The sequence below is a fragment of the Gordonia sesuvii genome, assembly GCF_036350415.1.
Taxonomy (GTDB): Bacteria; Actinomycetota; Actinomycetes; order Mycobacteriales; family Mycobacteriaceae; genus Gordonia; species Gordonia sesuvii.
On the sequence record NZ_JAZDUF010000008.1, the window covers coordinates 178,357 to 196,775 of the forward strand.

Sequence of the window (18,419 nt, forward strand, 5' to 3'; positions counted from 1 at the left end):
AGATGCCGATTGAGGGAAAGGATCAGCGACGATCGTGATAACTCAAACAGCAACGAAACCAGTTGACGTTTACCGCACTCGGTTGGCCGAGCGTGGCCAGATCGAGCCGCGGCCGCATCCGACCGTCTGGGGGGACACGTCGGGACGTGGACCGCTCTCGGCCGACCAGTTGGCCGGGTACGACGCACGTGGCTTCCACACCGCGACAAATGTGTTGAGCGACGCCGACATCCGCACCTGTATGAACGAGGTCGACGTGATCACCGACCGGCTCGGCAACGACGAGCGGGTGGTGCGCGAATCGTCGTCGGGCGACGTACGTTCGCTCTTCGCGGTGCATCAGCTCAGCGATGTGATCGCCGAGATCTGTTCGCGCCGAGACATTGTCGGCGTTGCCGAGCAGATCCTCGACGACGAGGTCTATGTCCACCAGAGCCGGATGAACCTGAAGCCCGGATTTGCGGGCGGCCCGTTCTACTGGCACTCGGACTTCGAGACCTGGCATGCCGAGGACGGGATGCCCAAGCCGCGGGCGCTCAGCGTGTCGCTCGCGCTGACACCGAACTACGAGTACAACGGCGCGCTGATGATCATCCCGGGCTCGCACAAGAAGTTCCTGACCTGCGTCGGGGAGACCCCGGGTGACTATCACCGCGAGTCATTGACCTCCTACCGGCCGCCGTTCGGCACGCCGGAAGAGGGCGACGTGACCGCGCTCGCCGAAGAGCACGGCATCGACATGGTCACCGGCCCTGCGGGTTCCGCGCTCTACTTCGACTCGAACTGCATGCACGCGTCGTCCGGCAACATCACGCCGTTCCCGCGCAGCAACCTGTTCGTGGTGTTCAACGCGAAGTCGAATGCCATCGGTGAACCGTTCGCGGCGGACAATCCGCGTCCGGACTACCTGGCACACAGGTGAGCTCGAGAGAGTATCAGTGAGTTGACACGAGAGGGGCGGCCATGCGGCCGCCCCTCTTATGTGTCGGGCCCCTGGGGTTGACCTCAAGTCCTGTTGAGGTCGTAGGTTCCTGACATGCCCGACTCTCACTGGTCCACCCCGATCTGGTCCGACATCGACCCGCCCCGGCAGGGGCTCGGTCTCATGAGACTCGCCGACGATCCGGGCGATCCGGATCACGACCCGACGACCGTCGTGCACACCGCGATCGACAACGGAATCACGTTGCTCGACACAGCCGAGATGTATGGCAACGAGGAACTGGTGGGACGGGCAATCGCCGGCAGGCGCGACGAGATCATCCTGTGCACCAAGTTCGGTATCCGCTGGGACGTCCCGGGGCGAACCGAGCGCTGGAGCGTGCACGCCGACGCCGCCACCGTGATCGCGTCGTGCGACCGAAGTCTGCGACGTCTGGCAGTCGACACCATCGACCTCTACTACCTGCATCATCGGAGCGACGAGACCCCGATCGAAGAGACGGTCTTGGCCATGGCCGGTCTCATCGCGGCGGGCAAAATCCGGGCGATCGGCCTGTCCAACGTCACGGCCGAGGATGTCGTGCGCGCTCACGAGGTCCATCCGGTGACGGCTGTTCAAGAGGAATGGTCGTTGGTGTCGCGCGGTGTGGAGACGATGTTGGAGACGTTGGCGCACAGGGGGATCACACTGATTGCGCACTCGCCGACCGGGCATGGTCTGCTCCGGCGCTCCCCGGGCGGCTCGCTGGGGTCGGCGCTGGCCGAGGTCGCAACGCGACACTCGGTGACGCCAGGCCAGGCCGCGTTGGCCTGGGTGCACGAACAGGGGCGTCGGCATGATCAGCCGGTGGTACCGCTGCCGGGCACGACGAGCGTCACCCACCTGCTCGAGAACGTCGCGGCCATGGATCTGCGGTTGACCGTCGACGACCTCCGCATCCTGAACGAGACGAGCGGCTGATCTCCTCATGGAGACCAGCCGCTCGTGGTGTACCCAGTGTGCTCAGGACGCCGCGGTGACGGCCTCACTGTCGGCCGGCGCCGCCTCGCGTTCGGCTTTCCTCTTGCGCGCCACCGGGATCGCCATCGTGATGGCCACGCCGACGAAGGCGGCGATCGCGCCGATCAGGAAGCACCACTTGAATGCCGACTCGCCGGGCACCTCGACGGACCCATAGGTGACGGTCGAACTGGTCAGGACCAGGGCCATCACCGCCGACGCGGTGGTGGTACCGATCGAGCGCATCAGACCGTTGAGTCCGACGGCGGCACCGGCCTCGTGCATCGGCACGGCGTTCATGATCAACGTGGGCATGGCGGCGTATCCGATTCCCACACCGGCCGAACAGATCACGGAGGCGACCGCCAACTGCCACGGCGCATTCATCAACAGGAACGCCCCGAGGTAGCCCAGGCCGAGCACGCTCGCACCGATCGCCATGGTGAACTTTGCGCCGATCTTGTTGATCAGGGTGCCCGACACCGGGGCGAACAGCATCATCATCAGACCACCGGGCGCCATCCACAGGCCGGCGGCCAGCAGGGTCTGGCCCATGCCGCCCATCGCTTCCGGGATCTCCAGGAGTTGGGGCACCACGATCGCCTGCGCCATCATGCCGAAGCCGATCGCGATCGCGGCGATGTTGGTCAGCAGCACCGCGGGGCGCGCGGTGGTGCGCAGGTCGACCAGCGGATCGGCATGGCGCAGTTCGTACACGCCCCACAGGAGCAGCACGACGAGTCCGCCGAACAGCAGGCCCAGCGTGGTGGCGGTGCCCCACCCCCAATCGTTGCCCTTCGAGACGGCGATCAGGACGCCGGACAGGCCCAGGGCCAGGCCGATCGCGCCGACGACGTCGAAGTGTCCGCCGTGGCTGTCATCGACGTGCGGCACCAGCAGTGCCACCAGCACGGTGACGATCACGGCGAGGCCGGCGGACAACCAGAACAGCGCGCGCCAGTCGAACTCCTGGGCAACCCAGGCCGAGAGGGGCAGCCCGATCGCGCCGCCCACACCGAGGGTCGCGCTCATCGCGGCGACCGCCATCGACGTCAAGCGCGGCGGGGTCACCTCGCGCATGAGACTGATGCCGACCGGGATGAAACCCATCGCCAGTCCCTGCACGGCGCGACCGATGATCATCGGGATCAGCGAGCCGCCGAGCGCGCAGATCAGCGAACCGATCACGAGCAGGGCAGCGCTGACGAGCATGATCCGCTGCTTGCCGAACATGTCTCCGAGCCGTCCGGCGATCGGCATGGCGACGGCAGCTGCCAGCAAGGTCGCGGTGACGATCCACGATGCGTTGGAGATCGAGGTGTTCAGCAGATGCGGGAGTTCGGGCTGGATCGGAATGACCAGGGTCTGCATCAGTGATGCGACCAGGCCGCCGAAACACAACACGGCCACCACGGCGACGGCGGCACCGGTGTGGCTGTCGTCGGTCAACTCGGCATCCACCTGGTCGGTGTGTCGGTCGCCGGACTGCGACGTGCTCATAGAACTCCCTTCTCGCTGTGTGTAGCGTACATATGTATGATGCACACGCCAACTCGTGGGTAGATTGCCTGTATCGAACAGGGAGGATGTGGGGATGCCACCTGCCGGTGACGACTCGGTCTGGACTTCACCGTTGTATCGGGAACTGGTCGACGAACTGCTCCGGATGAGCCGACGCAAGACGCACCTCTATCCCGGCGCGACGCTCGAGGCGTCGGCGTTCGCGATCCTGTGGACGCTCTCCGACGGCCGCCCGCGCACTCTGCGAGACCTCGGTGAAGAACTCGATCTGGAGCAGTCGACCGTGAACCGGCAGGTGAACGCGGCGATCAAACACGGGTACCTCGAGCGTTTCGAGGTCGAAGGTCAAGCCAGCAGGCTCATCCAGCGCACCGTCGCGGGTGTCGAGGCCTTCGAACACGATTCACGCCTGCGCGCCGAGCGACTCGAGCGGGTGTTCGCCGATCTCAACCCGGGCACGCCGGAGGCGTTGCTGCACGAGCTGCGGGCGTTCAACGACGCCTACGAACGGACGTACACGCGCCAACACGAATCCGCTCAGCGGTGACTGCCGCAGGGACCTACGTGGTCAGCGGGTCCGCTTCCGGGATTGGGCAGGCGGTCGCCGACCGGCTGCGAACCGACGGTCACACCGTCATCGGTGTGGATCTGCGCGACGCCGAGATCATCGCGGACCTGTCGTCGGAGTCCGGCCGGCGTGAAGCGGTCGCGGCCGTGCTCGAGCGATCCGGCGGTCGGCTCGACGGCGCGGTGCTCGCGGCAGGGCTCGGGCCCGCCAAAGGCCGGGAACGTCTGATCGCCGAGGTCAATGTCCTGGGGGTCACCGACCTCCTCGAAGGTCTGCGGTCTGCGTTGGCTGCGACCGGCAACGCCAAGGTGGTGGTGATCGGCTCCAACTCGACCACGACGACCCCGCTCGTCCCGCGCCGCGCGGTACGACGACTTCGCGACGGCGACCTCGATCGCGCGGTCCGCCAGATCCGTCGGCGCATCGGTCTGTCGGCGCCCGTCGCCTACGCCGCGTCGAAGCTGGCGGTCAGCATGTGGTGCCGGGAGCATGCGGTCGCCGACGAGTGGGCGGGCGCGGGCATCCGATTGAACGTGATCGCGCCCGGACCGGTGCTGACCCCGCTGCTACGTGCCCAACTCGACAGCGACACAGGCAAGCAGGTGCGATCGTTCCCGGTCCCGATCCGGCAGTACGGCACTCCGGGTCAGTTCGCCGACTGGATCGCCCTGATGCTGTCGCCGAGTGCGGATTTCCTCGTGGGCGGTGTGATCATGATCGATGGCGGCACCGACGCCCTGCTTCGGCCGGATGCGTGGCCGCGGCGACTGCCGCTGCGGTCCGTTCCGCACATGTTGTGGACGATGTACCGTGCACCTCGGGATGGTCGCGTCGCCCGGTATTGATCAGTGCTGACGACGTGGCACGACCGCACAGGAGACGACGAGAGGATCTGGCATGTCCACCTTCCGGCAGGCCATCGAGGCACGAGACATGGATGCGGTGGAGGAGATGCTCGCCGACGATGTGGTCTTCCGGAGCCCGGTCGCATTCAAACCGTATGAGGGCAAGGCGATTACGGCTGCGATTCTGCGAACAGTGGTCGAGGTGTTCGAGGGCTTCCACTATGTCCGTGAGATCGGTGCCCAGGGTGCGGCCGACCACGCGCTGGTGTTCGAGGCGACCGTCGACGGTCTGGCCATCACCGGCTGCGACTTCCTCCGGTTCGACGACGACGGCAAGATCGTCGACTTCATGGTGATGGTGCGCCCGTTGCGTGCCGCCGAGGCGTTGGCCCGCGAAATGGGTGCGCGGTTCGACTCGATCGTCGACATGGCCTCGCGCAACGCGTGATCGATGTCGGTCACACCCGGCAGGACAGCTCCATGGTGTCTGCTTCCTTGCCGGGGAAGTTGACGCTGGTGTAGCCGTTGGCCGGTAGCCGTACCCGCTCCAGATACGGTGCCGCACCAGGGCTTTCGGTGTTATCGGCGATCAGCAGGCAGCCGGTCGACAGGCGGGGTTCGAGCAGTTCCAGCACCGGGAGGTACAGATCCTTCCAGCCGTCGAACAGCACGAAACCGATCTCGCCGTCGACGGTTCGGAGGGTTTCGAGTGCGTCGCCGTCGAGGATGGTCACGACATCGGCCAGACCGGCGTCGGCGAACGTGTGCTGTGCGGCGGCGATCTTCTTCTCGCTGAGTTCGGTCGTGTAGAGGTGACCGACCCCGTTGTCGCGCACCGCCGCTGCCAGGTGCAGCGTCGAAATACCGTAGGACATACCGAATTCGACCAGCGTGTGCGGGCGTGCGGCCCGAATCAGTGAGTACATCAGCCGGCCGGAGTCCGGGCTGATCGGCATGTAGCGGTCCTCGGCGGCCTTCGCCTGCTCGGCTGCGCTGCGTGGCGGGTCCGACGGACCGGATGCGGTCGTCGGACCCGGGCGGGGTACCGCCGCCGCGCGCTCGTAGAGTTCGGCGATCAAGCCGGCGACGGGTTCGGTGTCCAGGGTGGAGGTCATCTACTCACGCTACTGGCGATTGCTGTGCACTCACTGTGGTTCAGGGTGACGCGACAGGAACCTCGTCGGCACGAAGATCACGCCAGTCGGCCAACACCCGGTGGACCGATTCGGCGCCGAACAGCGGCTGCGGAGGGTGCGGCAGCACGACCGGGAACAGCAGGAACGGGGTGCTCTGCGGTCCGCCCATCCCGCCGTGCGACCCTACCTGCTCCTCGAAGGCGGCCACCTCGTCGGTCTCCGGCCAGTACGCACCGCCGACCATGATGTCGGCGACGTTGTCGAAGGTGTCGGTCCGCCGGATCTTCTCGAGCGCATCGTCGCCGAAGTGTGCCAACGGGTCGGTGCCGGTCACCGAACCGGTCGCCACGTCGACGGTACCGTTCGCGCCGAGAACCACCGAACCGCCGTCTGGCTGCGACACCAGCAGAAATCCGATGCCGGGGTGGCTGCGGAGACCGTCGAGCAAGCCCGGATAGGCCTCGTCGATGGCGGTGGTGTCGGCGCGGCCGGCGATGTGCGGAAAGCTGATCAGGCCGAGGTTGCCCGACCCCAGCACCACCGGGCGGTCCGACGGCGGGACGATCTCGTCGGTGTCCGCGGCCGACCCGATGCTGGCCGAGGCGTACAACCGGCCCTCGGTGTCACTCTGGGCGGAGAGATCCTCGGCGGGCGGTCGGTCGGGGTCACCGCAGAGCCGATCCACCACCTGGCCGAGTGTCTCCCCATAGCGGCGACTGAACGTGGCGCCCTGGCTTTGTCCGTGATCGGAGAGCAGCACGACATGGTAGTCGCGGTCGGCCTGCTCGACGGTGGCCAGCAGAAGCCGGATCGTCTCGTCGATCTTCGTCAGTACCGCAAGGGTTTCCGGTCGCGAGATACCGGAATGATGTGACACCTCGTCATAACCGATCAGGTCGGCGTAGATGATGCTGCGGCCGTTGATCAGATCGCGCACCACCGCGGCGACCGTGATGTCGGTGGCGACCACCGTGGTGAACGCGCGTACGAAGGGGTAGACGCCGCCGCGTGAAACCCGGGGCCGGATGTCGCGGCGTCGCTGGTGTAGTGCCTGGCGCAGCTCACGCTGGATCTCGGCGATCATCCGTGCGACGGTGCGCAGCGCGCTGGACAAGTCGAAGAAGTACGACGCGTAGCCCGCACCACCGCCGAGACGGGCTCCCCGCATCCGGGACACCACGAGGACGTTGTCGTCGGCACCGCCGGTGAACAGATTGCCGCGGCTGGCGCCGTCGAAGGCAAGTAGTCCCGGTCGGTCGGCACGTTCGGCCTCGCGTTGCTCGTTGTCGCGGGGATTGCTGAACACCGCGATGGTTCCGGTCGTCTTGTCGTACCAGCGGAACGCCGGAACGTTGTGATTGCTGCCGTGCAGAATACCGAGCTGCGACGCGCCGGTCTGGCTGCTCCAATCGGTGTGCCAGGGTGTGAGTCGATGGGTTTCGCGGACGAGCTTCGCGATGGTCGGGGTGACGCCGTCGGCGATGGCGCGCCGCAACACGCCGTGGCCGAGTCCGTCGATCTGCAGACACAGCAGGCCGGGGCCGGCGTCCGCCGACGGCGTCCGGCGCCGCCGAAACCGCTGCCGCCGCACCTGCATCAGCCGGTAGGAGGTGTCCGACCGGGATGCGATCACACCGCCGACCGCCGAGGTGAACAGCGACAGCAGAGCGGCCATCACGAACAGGTCGAAGGTGCGGTCGACGGTGGCAACCGGCACCAGCAGCAGCGACAGCATCAACAACAGGCCGCCTGCGACGAAGACCGACAGAAACAGCACGATCGGACCGATCCACGACATCGCCCGCACCACCAGCGGCCACAGGATCGCATTGAGCAGGCCGAAGACCAGCGCCAGCGCCAGCGCGGCCGGCAGATTGGTGGCCCGCCCGGACACCGTGACCGTGTCGAGGGTGACCCCGCCGAAGACGGCGTCGAGAACCAGCAGGGCGAGTGCGGTGGTCAGCCACAAAACGAGGAGTTCGACGGCGATGCCGACGACTCGGGTGGTGCTGCGCATGGCGTCCTTTCGGTTGCTTTGCGATCGTAGTGGCATGACGGGCCGAGAGGATGATGACGCGGAGGCTGATGACGCGGGCGACGGTGACGCCGGCGGCGAATCAGGGGATCGGCGTTCGCGGGTGCGCTGGCTCGGCCATGCGAGCACGCTGATCACCGACGGTGCGACGACGGTCCTGACCGACCCGATCCTCACCGCACGAGTCGCACATCTGCGTCGCCGCCGCGGCCCGACGCCCACCGACCCCGCGATCCGTGAGCCCGACGTCGTGCTGCTGTCCCACCTGCACGCCGACCACACGCACCTGCCGTCGCTGCGGATGATCTCCGCCGACGTCCCGATCGTCGTGCCCCGGCGGGCACCCGATGTGTTCCCCGCATTGAAGGCGGTGGGCGGGCGGCTCATCGAGGTGACCGCGGGCGACGAGGTGGAGATCGGCGATCTCGTAATCCGCGCCGTCCCCGCCGACCATGACGGGAGGCGTTGGCGCCGTGGACCGTTCGACACGTCGGCGCTCGGCTATGTGATCGCCGGTGAGCTGACGACGTACTTCGCCGGCGACACCGATCTCTATCCCGATCTCGGGAACTGGGTGTCCGAGTGCGATCTCGCGTTGCTGCCGGTCGGTGGTTGGGGGCCCAATCTGGGTCCCGGGCACATGACTCCCGATCGCGCCGCGGAGGCCGCCGGGATCGTCGGTGCCACGCTCGCCGTACCCATTCATTTCGGCACTCTGTGGCCGATCGGGTTCGACCGGATCCGGCCCGATCGGTTCTACCGGCCGGGGGCCGAGTTCGTGTCGCTGCTGGACCGGGACGGCGTGACGGCCACCGAACTCCATCCGGGAGAGACGATCGGTCTGGGTGCGGTCTGAATCGCATGCGATTCACCCGAGGTGGATGGGCACGCCACCGACCACGGTGGCGGCGACCTCGACGGAGTCGGGATCGTTTCGGACACTGTCGATCTCGCCGCGGACCACGGCGAGGTCGGCGACCGCGCCGGGTTCGATGCGGCGAGTGGTGAGGGGGTCGTCGCCGGTTCCTGCGAACATGCCGAGGGCCACGTCGACGCCGACTTTCTCGCGTGGGTCGCGGCCCGAATGGTCGACGGCGGCCGCGTGAATCGCCTTCCACGGGTCAGGATCCCCGAAGGGGGCGTCGGTGCCGGCCGCGACGGCGACACCGGCGTCGCGCAGAGTGCCCAGTCGCCACAGGTCGGGCGTCTCGGTGGGTGGCACCTCGGCCGCGTACTGGTCGGCGCGCTCGAGCGGGAAGTTGGGTTGGGTGATCACCGTGATCCGGTGCTCTCGAAGCCAGTCGAAACACTCGGGCGGGATGATCGCGCCGTGCTCGACCCGGTCGCCGTCGATCACGCCGGCGGTGTCGAGGGCCGCCATGGTCAAGATGAGCTGCACACGGGTCACGCAATGCACGGCAACAGGTCTGCCGACGCGGTGCGCTTCGCGGATGATGCCGACGAACTCGTCGAGGTCGGGCAGCCGGTCGTCGTCGAGGAGGATCTTGGTGGGGCCTAGGGTGAATCGCCCGGTCGCGGCGGGCACCGTGGGTGCGGTGATTGTCGGGCGCGCCATGCAGTGCACGCGTTGGCGGATCTGGCCGGATTCGACGACTCCGGCCAGGTCCTCGATCGCGGCCTGTGTGAGATCCGGTGTGGCGTCGGTGAATCCCGTGACGCCACGGACGGCAGCGCGACGACAGACCTCGCCCAGATCGGGAGGGGTGGAGGGCACGGCGTCCCCGAGCCACGAGTCCATCCGCCACAGCCGGCCGACGGCGCGGCCGGTGGCGTCACGCTCGACTCCCGGCGATGTGCACTCGTCGACACCGGCCGCGCGGCAGGCCGGCGAGTTCAGCATCCACAGCGCGCCGGAACGGTGCTGCACCCGGATCGGATGGTTGGGCACCAGCTCGTCGAGCTCGTCCCGCGTCAGCGGTCCGGCCACGGACTCGTGATAGCCGAACGCGCGCAGCCACGTTCCCGAAGGCGCCGCCTGCGCCGCACCGGCCAGGACCCGGCGGAGCGCGGCGGCGTCGGGCACGGTGGGCGGTCCGAGCCGGATCGAATGCGCGGTCGCCGCGAGGGAGCGCAGGTGGATGTGGTGGTCGTGGAGTCCCGGCAGAACGCGGCCAGTGCCGACGTCGATGTCGTCCTCGTCGAGGCGTCGCCCTAGTGATGCGCCGATCTCGTCGATCCGCCCTGCGCTGCACCGGATGTCGACGACCCGACCGTCGGAGAGTGTGGCATTGCGGATCAGTAGGGAATTGTCCATCAGTACGGTGCCGTTGGTGGTCGGGGAGCTAGCACCGGCTGGGTGCTGTTCTCAAAGGAGCACGACACCGACCAGCCCGGTCCGTCGGTGATCACGTGATGTTCTCCGGGGCAGTCGTTCTCGGTCGCGGCGAACGCGGCTGCGGTGTTCGTCATGGACACGTCGATCAGGTGGCCGCCCCCGGATCGGGCCGATGCGGCGACCGCCAGTGCCGCGGACACCCCGGACAGCGGATCGGCGATGGCGTCGGCGCAGAACACCGGCCCGTGGTCGGTCCACCCCACCAGGCCGCCGCCGGCAGCGGCGTCGTCGCCGAAATCGACCTGCATGGGGCGCTGTCGGCCACCGCCGGTGATGGACACCCAGATACGGCCGGGTCGGTGGGTCACCTGATGGGGTGCGACCCCGAGGTTCTCGAGCGCGCGTGGGCGGGATGCTTCGATGACGATGTCGGCAGTGGCGACGAGGTCGGCGAGCTCTGTGCGGCCCGACGTCGACGCGAAGTCGATACGGCGGAACTGCTGATCGCGGTGGAGCCACGCGAAGAAGTCGGGATCGCCGACCCGTGCGCCGTCGGGGCGCGACGTGCTCTCGACCTTGATCACCTGCGCTCCGGCGCGGGTCAGGATGTGCCCGCACAGCGGACCCGCCCACAGCGACGAGAAGTCCACCACCGTGGCTTCGGTCAGGCTGAGATCGGTGGCAGGTTCTGCGATGCGGGACACCTCGAACGGTGCCGCATCCGTCATCGTGCCCGGTGGTGGGACGACCGCGGACGCGACGCCCAACAGCTGGGCCCGGTCGACGACGTCCCGCGCAGCCGTCCGTGCGGCGAACTCCGTCACGTCACGCCAGGGATCGCCGGTTCCGGCATCGCCGATGATGGCCGGCACCGAGGCGACGTCGTCGTCGCGGGGCAGGGCCAGGGCGACCCAGCCGTCGGCGGCCCGCAGTAGGCGGGTCAGCCCGCCCGCGGAAACGTCGCCTTGCCGATGGAAACCACGCAACGCGGCCCGGGCGCCGATCACTGTTTCGACGTCGAGATCAACAGGGGCACCACAGGATTCGGTGAGGTCGCGCAGTCGGTGCAGCGACTGCGCGAGCAGACCGATCGCCGCGGCCGGTGACAGTACCGGCGCCTCGTCGGCGAAACCGGTCAGCGCCATCCCGCCGCACGCTGCCCAGGCGAGCATCGGGCAGGAGGGTTCCCGGCCCGCCAAGTGCGGCAGGGTCGGCCACGGCGCCAGCCATCGGTCGACGATGGCGGCCGCGTCATTTCGGTTGCGGCGCACCGATCAGACCCGCGACTGCGTAGCGTTCCACCAGTGAGCTCAGGCTCCGGGCATCCCCGCCGGGGGTGGACAGTGCAGCAAACGTGGTGAAGGAGGTCAGGATTCGGGCCAGCCACGAACTCGCGTCGTCGACGTCCGTGGTGGCCGAGATCTCGCCGCGGTCGCGCGCGGACGCCACGTATGGCCGGAGGAATCCGGCGGTGGCACAGACGGCTTCGGCGCCGTGGGCACCGAGGATGTGGATCATCGCGGCGGAGTTGGTCTCCGCGCCGTGCCGGTCGGCGCAGCGGTCGCCGGTCTGGTTGATCGTGGCGACGATGATGTCGCTGAAGGCGCCGATCTGAGCGGACAGCGTCGGAAGCGGGGCGATCGCTGTGGCGATGCCGTCGAAGAACCGCTCGGTGGTGCGCAGGCGTAGCGCCTCCAGCAGGATCTCGCGCGACTCGAAGTAGCGATACAGCGTTCCCCGGGACACCCCGGCGGCCCGCGCCACATCGGACATGCTCAGCCTGCGGACACCGACCTGGCCGACCAGGCGGTCGGTGGCCTCGAGGAGGCGTTCCTCGGTGGCCGTGTCCGACGCGCCGGCGATCTGGGTGCGTGCGTCGTCCGCCGGCCAGAGATCCCCGAAGTCGGTGGTCACTCAGTCGTCCTCCTCGTCAGCTCTCGGCGAAAGCATCGCGGTCGCCAGGACAGTCTATGGCCGCGACCGTGATGCGGGTACGGCCGCGACACGCGACGTCGGCGCCCAGTCGACGGGAAGTGGCACCCACTCGACGGAAAGTGGCACCCAGTCGACGAGAAGTGGCACCCAGTCGACGAGAAGTGGCACCCAGTCGACGGAAAGTGGCACCCAGTCGACGGGAAGTGGCGCCCAGTCGACGGGAAGTGGCGCCCAGTCGACGGGAGGATTCCGTCAGCCGAAGATGGGGGGCAGGCAGAACAGCACGATCGCACCCCAGACCACGTGCGTGCAGATCGGGGCGAGCACCCCGTCCGTGGATCGGCGCAGCACGGCACACACGGAGCCGAGGATCACTGCGGCGAAGCCCAACATGACGTTTCCGCTGGCCAGGGTGACCAGCGCGTACAGCACCGTCGACCAGATCATCGGGCGATGCTTCTGCACCGCCGAATAGACCGCGCCGCGGAAGAAGATCTCCTCGGCCAGGCCGTTGCCGAGGGTGATGGCGGTGATCAGGATCAGACTGCCCTCGTCGCGGAACGCCAGGACCTCGCTGACCAGTGAGGCGAGCGCCGGGATCTCGCGGGTGATCAGCGCCCCGACGACGAACGCTGCGCCGACCGCAAGGCCCACCACCAGGCCGAGGACCGTCGCGCCACCGACCGAGGCCGAACCGCCGCTGCGCCACCCGAAGCCGCCGAGGTGGATCGGACCGGACAGGAACCCGCCGATCAGCCAGGTGGCAGCCAGCCCGACCGTCATCGGCACAAATGACGCCGCTCCGGGTTCCGCGGACAGCGAGAACCCCAGGATGACGGCCCCGATCACCAGGAACACGCCGACGACGACCCGCCGGCGCCGCACCCCGTCCGGTGTGTCGAGCCGGGTGGCGGGCGCCGGTGCCGTGAGTCGTTGCGCGATGGTGGCGAGGTCCGAGGTCATCCTGTCAGCAGGGATACCATGCTTCGGGCCAACTGGCCTGTCGACGACAGTGTCGAACCGACGATCCGCCGCACCCGCATCAGGTCACCGCCCGCCCACGCCGGGTCGGAGTCGGCGAGATGGTGCAGGTTGGCAAGGTCGCACACCGGTCGTGGCGCGGGTGTCGAGACGGATGCCGCGATCGCCTTGTCCATCGGCGTTAGCCCACCTGGCAGCGCGGGAATGAGTTCTCTGATCGTGTGTTCCGAGGCGGCCATGGGCTGATTGAGCGAGGTCACCAGGTCTTCGGTGAGCGACGTCGGAACCGGGACGATCCGGCCCGCGACCTTCCCGACCAGACGGGTGCTCACATACGGCATGGGCAGGCGGAGCCGCGGTTGCCCGATGGCCCGGAGATATTCCGCCAGGACCTCCCCGTAGCGCACCCCGACATCGGGTCCGGCGATGTCGTAGGCGCCGGCGGGAAAGCCCGGGTCGGCCACCGCAGACAGATAGTGGATCACGTCGCGAATGGAGATCGGGTCCATCGGGTTGCGCGTCCAGCTGGGTTCGGGGATCACCGCGAGGCGGTCGGCGACGTAGCGGATGATCTCGAAGGATGTCGATCCGGCGCCCAGGATCACCGCTGCGCGCAGCCACACCAGCTCCGGGCCGCCGGGGATGTTCAGGGCGTCGGCGGCGTCGGCCCGGCTCCGCAGATGCGCGGACAGCCGGCTCCGATCGACGTCGGGGACGAAGCCGCCGAGATACACGATCCGGCCCACCGAGGCGTCGCGTGCGGCGAGCGCGACGTTGTTCGCGGCCCGCACGTCGGCGTCGTCGAAGTCGTCCTGTCCGATTCCGTGGACCAGGTAATACAGGACATCGACCGGTCCGGCCGACTGCACGGCGTCGTGCGCTGACGCTGGATCGTCGGCGTCCATCGCGACGGCGGTCACGGCGTCGTACCAGCTGAAACGTCGCAGCGTCTCCGGCTGTCGGCTCGTGACGACAACGTCGTGGCCGGCCGCCAGCAGGGCGCACACCAGCCGCGATCCGACGTATCCGGTCGCCCCGGTGACGAACAATCTCATCGGGATCCCCTCGAGCACAGATGTGGCGTGGCCATGACCTCGACGCTACGAGGCGCCGTTCGGTCGTGTACCCCGTGGACGGCACTGTGCAACCGGATTGCGACGACGATCACGGTCGGGTCACGGCGGTGGGCTGTGTCGGGAGCGGTGACATGATCGGGAGCGGTGACATGATCGAAAGCATGGTCATACGCGTCGACGACCTCACCGAGGCGATGTTGTCCGACCGGCCGCCGGTCATCCTCGATGTCCGGTGGCAACTCGGGGACCCCCACGGCCACGAGCACTACCGGGCGGGTCACGTCCCGGGTGCGGTGTTCGTGGACCTCGACCGTGAACTCGCCGCACCGCCCACCCCGGCTCGGGGGCGCCATCCGCTTCCCGACCTCGCCGATCTTCAGGTTGCGGCGCGGCGATGGGGGATCGATGACGACTCGTTGGTGGTGGTCTACGACGACATCGGGAATCTGGCGTCCGCGCGGGCGTGGTGGCTGTTGCGGTGGGGTGGGCTCACCGACGTGCACCTGCTCGACGGCGGTCTCGGCGCGTGGCGCGACGCGGGTCTGCGGGTGTCGTCGGGGGACGCGACACCACGACCCGGCACCGTCACCCTGACCGGGGGACACATGCCGGTCGTCGACATCGACGACGTCGCGGCCACATCGACGGCACTGCTCGACGCTCGCGCAGCTCAGCGATACCGCGGCGAGGTGGAACCCGTCGACCCACGCGCGGGTCACATACCCGGCGCGATCAGCGCACCGACCGCCGAGAACCTCCGGCCCGACGGGACGTTCCTGGCTCCGGATGCTCTGCGGCGACGATTCACCGAAATCGGTGTCACCGACGACGACGTGCCCATCACGTACTGCGGTTCCGGCGTGAACGCCGCCCACCAGGTCGCCGCACTGGAACTCGCCGGGTTCCGCGGTGCGCTGTTCCCGGGTTCGTGGTCGCAATGGTCGGCCGATCCCGCGCGGCCGGCCGAGACCGGTTCAGGTCCGGATGACAGCAAGCGTGGATGACAGGAGCCGTCGGTAGCGTTGGTGCGGGGGATGAGAGACCGACCATCATCGACGGACAGATCGCCGATGAAGAAGGAGGCTGACATGGCACGCCACGTGCTCTTCCTGATGACCGGAGCCGACCACTGGACCCTCAACGACGGGACCCGACATCCCACCGGCTTCTGGGCCGAGGAAGCCGTGACACCACTCGAGATCTTCACCGACGCCGGTTTCACCGTGACGGTCGCCACCCCCGGCGGTGTGCGTCCCCCGGTTGACGACGGCAGCCTGACCCCCGAAAGCACCGGATCGGCGGACAAATCGGCGCACATCCGCGAGGTTGTCGACACCGCAAAGGAATTCGCGAACCCGATCGCGCTGGCGGACGTGAAGGTCGACGACTTCGACGCAGTGTTCGTGCCCGGCGGCCACGGCCCGATGGAGGACCTCGCGACCGATCCGCAGGCCGGGGCCATCCTGACCGCGGCCAACAGCGCCGACATCCCGCTCGGCGTCGTCTGCCATGGGCCGGCGGCGCTGCTGTCCGCCGTCGATGCGGGCGGCCGCAACGTGTTCGCCGGCCACACCGTGACCGGCTTCTCCAACACGGAGGAACAGCAGGCCGGACTCGCCGACAAGGCGCCCTGGCTGCTGCAGGACCGTCTCTCCGACGCCGGGTTCACCGTCACCGTCGGCGATGCGTGGGCACCGAACGTCTGCACGGACCGCAACCTGTATACGGGACAGAACCCCGCGTCGTCCGCGGACCTGGCCCGCGCCGTCGTCGAGCGACTCGGAAAGGCCTCCTGATGTCCACGCCCCCGGTTGCCCGACGCCGTGAAAGAGATGCTGGCCAAGCCGAATCCGTGCGTGATGGCCACGTTGCGCGCGGACGGCGCACCCGTGTCGGCGGCCACCTGGTATCTGCTCGACGGCGAGCAGATCCTGCTCAGCATGGACAACGGCCGGGTGCGACTGGGCCATCTGCAGCGGGACCCGCGCGTCACCCTGACCGTCCTCGACAGCGACAGCTGGTACACGCAGGTGACGCTGATCGGCCGGGTCACCGAGTTCCGCGACGACGACGGACTCGCCGACATCGACCGCCTGTCAAGGCATTACGGGGGTAGCCCCTACCCGGACCGGGTACGGCCGCGCACCACCGCCCTCGTCGAGGTGGAGCGCTGGTTCGGCTGGGGTGCGCTCAAGGACAACGACCAGGCGTCCGGCTGAGGGGCGTCAGGTAGGGCGGCGTCAGGTAGGGCGAGGAGTCGGCGCGGCCGTCACAGACCGCGCCGCTCCAACTCCTCGTCGAACGCCTCCGCGGCCGCTTTCTCGCCGAGCCCGTCGGCGATGGCTCGCTGATAGACGGCGAACAGCTCCTCGCCGTGCTGGGCGTAGCGGCGTGACCACTCGTCGCCGTCGGCCCGCCAGTACCCGATGATGTCGTAATGGTCGCGGCCCCAACGATGTTCATGGCGTAGATACTTTCGCACCGCCCGGGACTCCGCCGCTTCACCGGCGAACCAGCAATAGCCCTGACCGGGTGGTAAGTCGAGTCCGCGGATCGTCGTGGCGAGTGCGCTGGGACCGAAACCGTTTCCAGAGCCGACCACCGGGATCACGTCGGTACCGGTCGTGTCCGTCAGATAGTCGAGGTCGGTGCGGTCGACCACCTCGACGACGGCGATCGCGGCGGTCGACTCCGTCCGGTCCTCCAGAATCCGGGCGAGTGCGGGCAGCCCGGCGAGGTCGGCGGCCAACAGGCACCAGTCGGTCGCCGGTGGCGGGCGATACCAGCCGCGCGGGTGGGTCAACATCACGCCGTCGCCGGGACGCGCACGCTGCGCCCAGGACGTGGCGGGTCCGCGGGCGTGGACGACGAAGTCGACGTCGATCGTCCGGGCGGGGTGGTCGACGGTCCGGATCGAGTACGACCGTGCGTCGGGCGCCGTGGCCGGATCGTGGTAGCCCCACACGCCGTCGCGGTGCTCCATCGGAGGCGGAGACGACTGATCGGCTGCGGGAAAATAGATGCCGACGGCGTCGTCGGGAGCGCCGTGCAGACCCAGTGCGTCCAGGTCGGGCACTTCCAGCCGGATGCGGCGCAGGCGCGGGTTGAGGTCGGTTGCGTCGATGACGTGAGCGAAGGAATGACCCATGGCAGGGCCACCCTACGCCTTGTCGTCAGCCCCGCCCGGAGTCACGGTGGCGGCGTAGCGAGGGCAGGTGGGTGTCCCGTTCGTCGTTGACCCACGCGTAGTAGAAGCCGATGAGTATGCCGCCGCCCACGAAGTTGCCCAGCAACACGATCCCGAGGTTCCCGAGCGCCGGCCCCACCGCGATCCCCTCCTCGAGCCCGACCATCATGAACAGGACGGTGTTGGCCACCGAGTGTTCGAAGTCGAGGAAGGCGAAGACGAACACCGAGACGATCATCGCGAGACATTTCGCGATGTCCTCTTTCAGGTAGCCGTTGTACACGAGCAGCATCGCGATGTTGATCATCAGATTGCACAGGATCGCGCGGATGAAGAGGTCCAGCCAGCCGGTGACACCCTCGGACAGATAGCCGAGCTTGACGTCGACAGAATGGTTCATCGCTTCGAGCACCGAGCCGTGGATCAACGTGGTGCCCCACAGCAACACGGCGATCAGCAGCCCGCCGATGATGTTGCCGAGGTAGCAGAAGCCGAGGATTCGCACGAACTTCATCGCGGTGATCCTGCGGTAGTAGATACCGATGGACACGATCATCATGTTCGAGGTGAGCAGTTCGGACTTCGTGTAGTAGATGAAGACCAGTGCCCACCCGAATGTCGCCGCACCGATCATCTTGCCGATCACGTGCAACTGATCCGGGGTGTCACCCATCGAGTCGAAGGCGCCGACGATCGTGTAGTTGATGAGGTAGAAGATTCCGATGATGATGCCGGCCATCGCGGCGCGCTGGATGAAACGGCGACGCAGGCGCCCCGTCATCCGCTCCTTGGACTCGAGTACCTCGAGTGCCGTGCTGATGAAGAACTTGCCGGGAAACAGCTTGTTCGTATCGAACTCTTGGCTGCTCATGATCTAACGGTGACACATCGGCGGCG

At 67.9% G+C, this 18,419-nt stretch carries 19 protein-coding genes; 9 read left to right on the forward strand and 10 right to left on the reverse strand.

Translation table 11 applies throughout. The annotated features are described in order from the left end of the window. Positions 1 to 34 precede the first annotated feature (34 nt). Positions 35 to 922: an ectoine hydroxylase gene (gene thpD / locus VZC37_RS22235; RefSeq protein WP_330435878.1), complete on the forward strand. Its 888-nt coding sequence runs from the start codon at positions 35 to 37 to the stop codon at positions 920 to 922. A 114-nt stretch (positions 923 to 1,036) separates the two neighbouring features. Continuing rightward, on the forward strand, positions 1,037 to 1,903 hold the full coding sequence (locus VZC37_RS22240; protein WP_330435880.1) for an aldo/keto reductase: 867 nt from the start codon (positions 1,037 to 1,039) through the stop codon (positions 1,901 to 1,903). Between the two features lie 42 nt (positions 1,904 to 1,945). On the opposite strand, the gene VZC37_RS22245 is transcribed toward VZC37_RS22240, so the two are convergent. Next, the gene (locus tag VZC37_RS22245; RefSeq protein WP_330435882.1) at positions 1,946 to 3,442 is read right to left on the reverse strand and encodes an MFS transporter; all 1,497 of its coding nucleotides are present in this window, start codon (positions 3,440 to 3,442) and stop codon (positions 1,946 to 1,948) included. Between the two features lie 94 nt (positions 3,443 to 3,536). On the opposite strand from VZC37_RS22245, the gene VZC37_RS22250 reads away from it, so the two are divergent. Genes VZC37_RS22250 through VZC37_RS22260 form a run of 3 tightly spaced genes read left to right on the forward strand, consistent with a single transcriptional unit; the run spans position 3,537 to position 5,324 of the window. Continuing rightward, positions 3,537 to 4,010, forward strand: a complete 474-nt coding sequence (locus VZC37_RS22250) for a MarR family winged helix-turn-helix transcriptional regulator (RefSeq protein WP_330435884.1) — start codon at positions 3,537 to 3,539, stop codon at positions 4,008 to 4,010. Then, positions 4,007 to 4,876, forward strand: coding sequence for an SDR family oxidoreductase (locus tag VZC37_RS22255; protein ID WP_330435886.1), 870 nt, complete (start codon positions 4,007 to 4,009; stop codon positions 4,874 to 4,876). The genes VZC37_RS22250 and VZC37_RS22255 overlap by 4 nt, the downstream gene beginning before the upstream one ends. A gap of 52 nt (positions 4,877 to 4,928) precedes the next feature. After that, a complete protein-coding gene (locus VZC37_RS22260) occupies positions 4,929 to 5,324 on the forward strand; it encodes a nuclear transport factor 2 family protein (protein WP_330435888.1) in 396 nt (131 codons plus the stop codon). A gap of 10 nt (positions 5,325 to 5,334) precedes the next feature. On the opposite strand, the gene VZC37_RS22265 is transcribed toward VZC37_RS22260, so the two are convergent. Both VZC37_RS22265 and VZC37_RS22270 read right to left on the reverse strand, forming a co-directional pair. After that, the gene (locus VZC37_RS22265) at positions 5,335 to 5,991 is read right to left on the reverse strand and encodes an O-methyltransferase (RefSeq protein ID WP_330435890.1); all 657 of its coding nucleotides are present in this window, start codon (positions 5,989 to 5,991) and stop codon (positions 5,335 to 5,337) included. 40 nt (positions 5,992 to 6,031) lie between these two features. Continuing rightward, the gene (locus VZC37_RS22270) at positions 6,032 to 8,029 is read right to left on the reverse strand and encodes an alkaline phosphatase family protein (protein WP_330435892.1); all 1,998 of its coding nucleotides are present in this window, start codon (positions 8,027 to 8,029) and stop codon (positions 6,032 to 6,034) included. Between the two features lie 34 nt (positions 8,030 to 8,063). Between VZC37_RS22270 and VZC37_RS22275 the strand changes: the two genes are divergently transcribed. Then, entirely contained in the window at positions 8,064 to 8,903 is an 840-nt protein-coding gene (locus VZC37_RS22275) for an MBL fold metallo-hydrolase (RefSeq protein WP_330435895.1), read from the forward strand. A 12-nt stretch (positions 8,904 to 8,915) separates the two neighbouring features. Here the strand turns inward: VZC37_RS22275 and VZC37_RS22280 are convergent, their stop codons facing one another. From VZC37_RS22280 to VZC37_RS22300, 5 genes are all read right to left on the reverse strand, one after another. Then, on the reverse strand, positions 8,916 to 10,322 hold the full coding sequence (locus VZC37_RS22280; protein ID WP_330435897.1) for an amidohydrolase family protein: 1,407 nt from the start codon (positions 10,320 to 10,322) through the stop codon (positions 8,916 to 8,918). Beyond that, complete coding sequence (locus VZC37_RS22285; protein ID WP_330435898.1) at positions 10,322 to 11,614, reverse strand: CoA transferase; 1,293 nt, start codon at positions 11,612 to 11,614, stop codon at positions 10,322 to 10,324. Before VZC37_RS22285 ends, VZC37_RS22280 begins: the two co-directional genes overlap by 1 nt. Next, a complete protein-coding gene (locus VZC37_RS22290) occupies positions 11,595 to 12,257 on the reverse strand; it encodes a TetR/AcrR family transcriptional regulator (RefSeq protein ID WP_330435900.1) in 663 nt (220 codons plus the stop codon). Before VZC37_RS22290 ends, VZC37_RS22285 begins: the two co-directional genes overlap by 20 nt. Positions 12,258 to 12,530: 273 nt before the next feature. Next, positions 12,531 to 13,241, reverse strand: a complete 711-nt coding sequence (locus VZC37_RS22295) for a type II CAAX endopeptidase family protein (RefSeq protein ID WP_330435902.1) — start codon at positions 13,239 to 13,241, stop codon at positions 12,531 to 12,533. Further along, positions 13,238 to 14,314: an NAD(P)H-binding protein gene (locus tag VZC37_RS22300; RefSeq protein WP_330435905.1), complete on the reverse strand. Its 1,077-nt coding sequence runs from the start codon at positions 14,312 to 14,314 to the stop codon at positions 13,238 to 13,240. Before VZC37_RS22300 ends, VZC37_RS22295 begins: the two co-directional genes overlap by 4 nt. Positions 14,315 to 14,484: 170 nt before the next feature. Between VZC37_RS22300 and VZC37_RS22305 the strand changes: the two genes are divergently transcribed. The 3 genes from VZC37_RS22305 to VZC37_RS22315 all read left to right on the forward strand — a co-directional run bounded on the left by VZC37_RS22305 (position 14,485) and on the right by VZC37_RS22315 (position 16,554). Further along, positions 14,485 to 15,339 (forward strand): sulfurtransferase, encoded by an 855-nt coding sequence (locus tag VZC37_RS22305; RefSeq protein WP_330435907.1) that lies wholly within the window; start codon positions 14,485 to 14,487, stop codon positions 15,337 to 15,339. An 84-nt stretch (positions 15,340 to 15,423) separates the two neighbouring features. Then, complete coding sequence (locus VZC37_RS22310) at positions 15,424 to 16,131, forward strand: type 1 glutamine amidotransferase domain-containing protein (protein WP_330435909.1); 708 nt, start codon at positions 15,424 to 15,426, stop codon at positions 16,129 to 16,131. 15 nt (positions 16,132 to 16,146) lie between these two features. Then, positions 16,147 to 16,554, forward strand: a complete 408-nt coding sequence (locus VZC37_RS22315) for a PPOX class F420-dependent oxidoreductase (RefSeq protein WP_330435911.1) — start codon at positions 16,147 to 16,149, stop codon at positions 16,552 to 16,554. 50 nt (positions 16,555 to 16,604) lie between these two features. Here VZC37_RS22315 and VZC37_RS22320 read toward each other — a convergent pair whose 3' ends face one another. Together VZC37_RS22320 and VZC37_RS22325 are read right to left on the reverse strand one after the other, a co-directional pair. Further along, on the reverse strand, positions 16,605 to 17,483 hold the full coding sequence (locus tag VZC37_RS22320; RefSeq protein ID WP_330435913.1) for a siderophore-interacting protein: 879 nt from the start codon (positions 17,481 to 17,483) through the stop codon (positions 16,605 to 16,607). Positions 17,484 to 17,508: 25 nt separating this feature from the next. Next, the gene (locus VZC37_RS22325) at positions 17,509 to 18,393 is read right to left on the reverse strand and encodes a formate/nitrite transporter family protein (RefSeq protein WP_330435915.1); all 885 of its coding nucleotides are present in this window, start codon (positions 18,391 to 18,393) and stop codon (positions 17,509 to 17,511) included. Positions 18,394 to 18,419 lie beyond the last annotated feature (26 nt).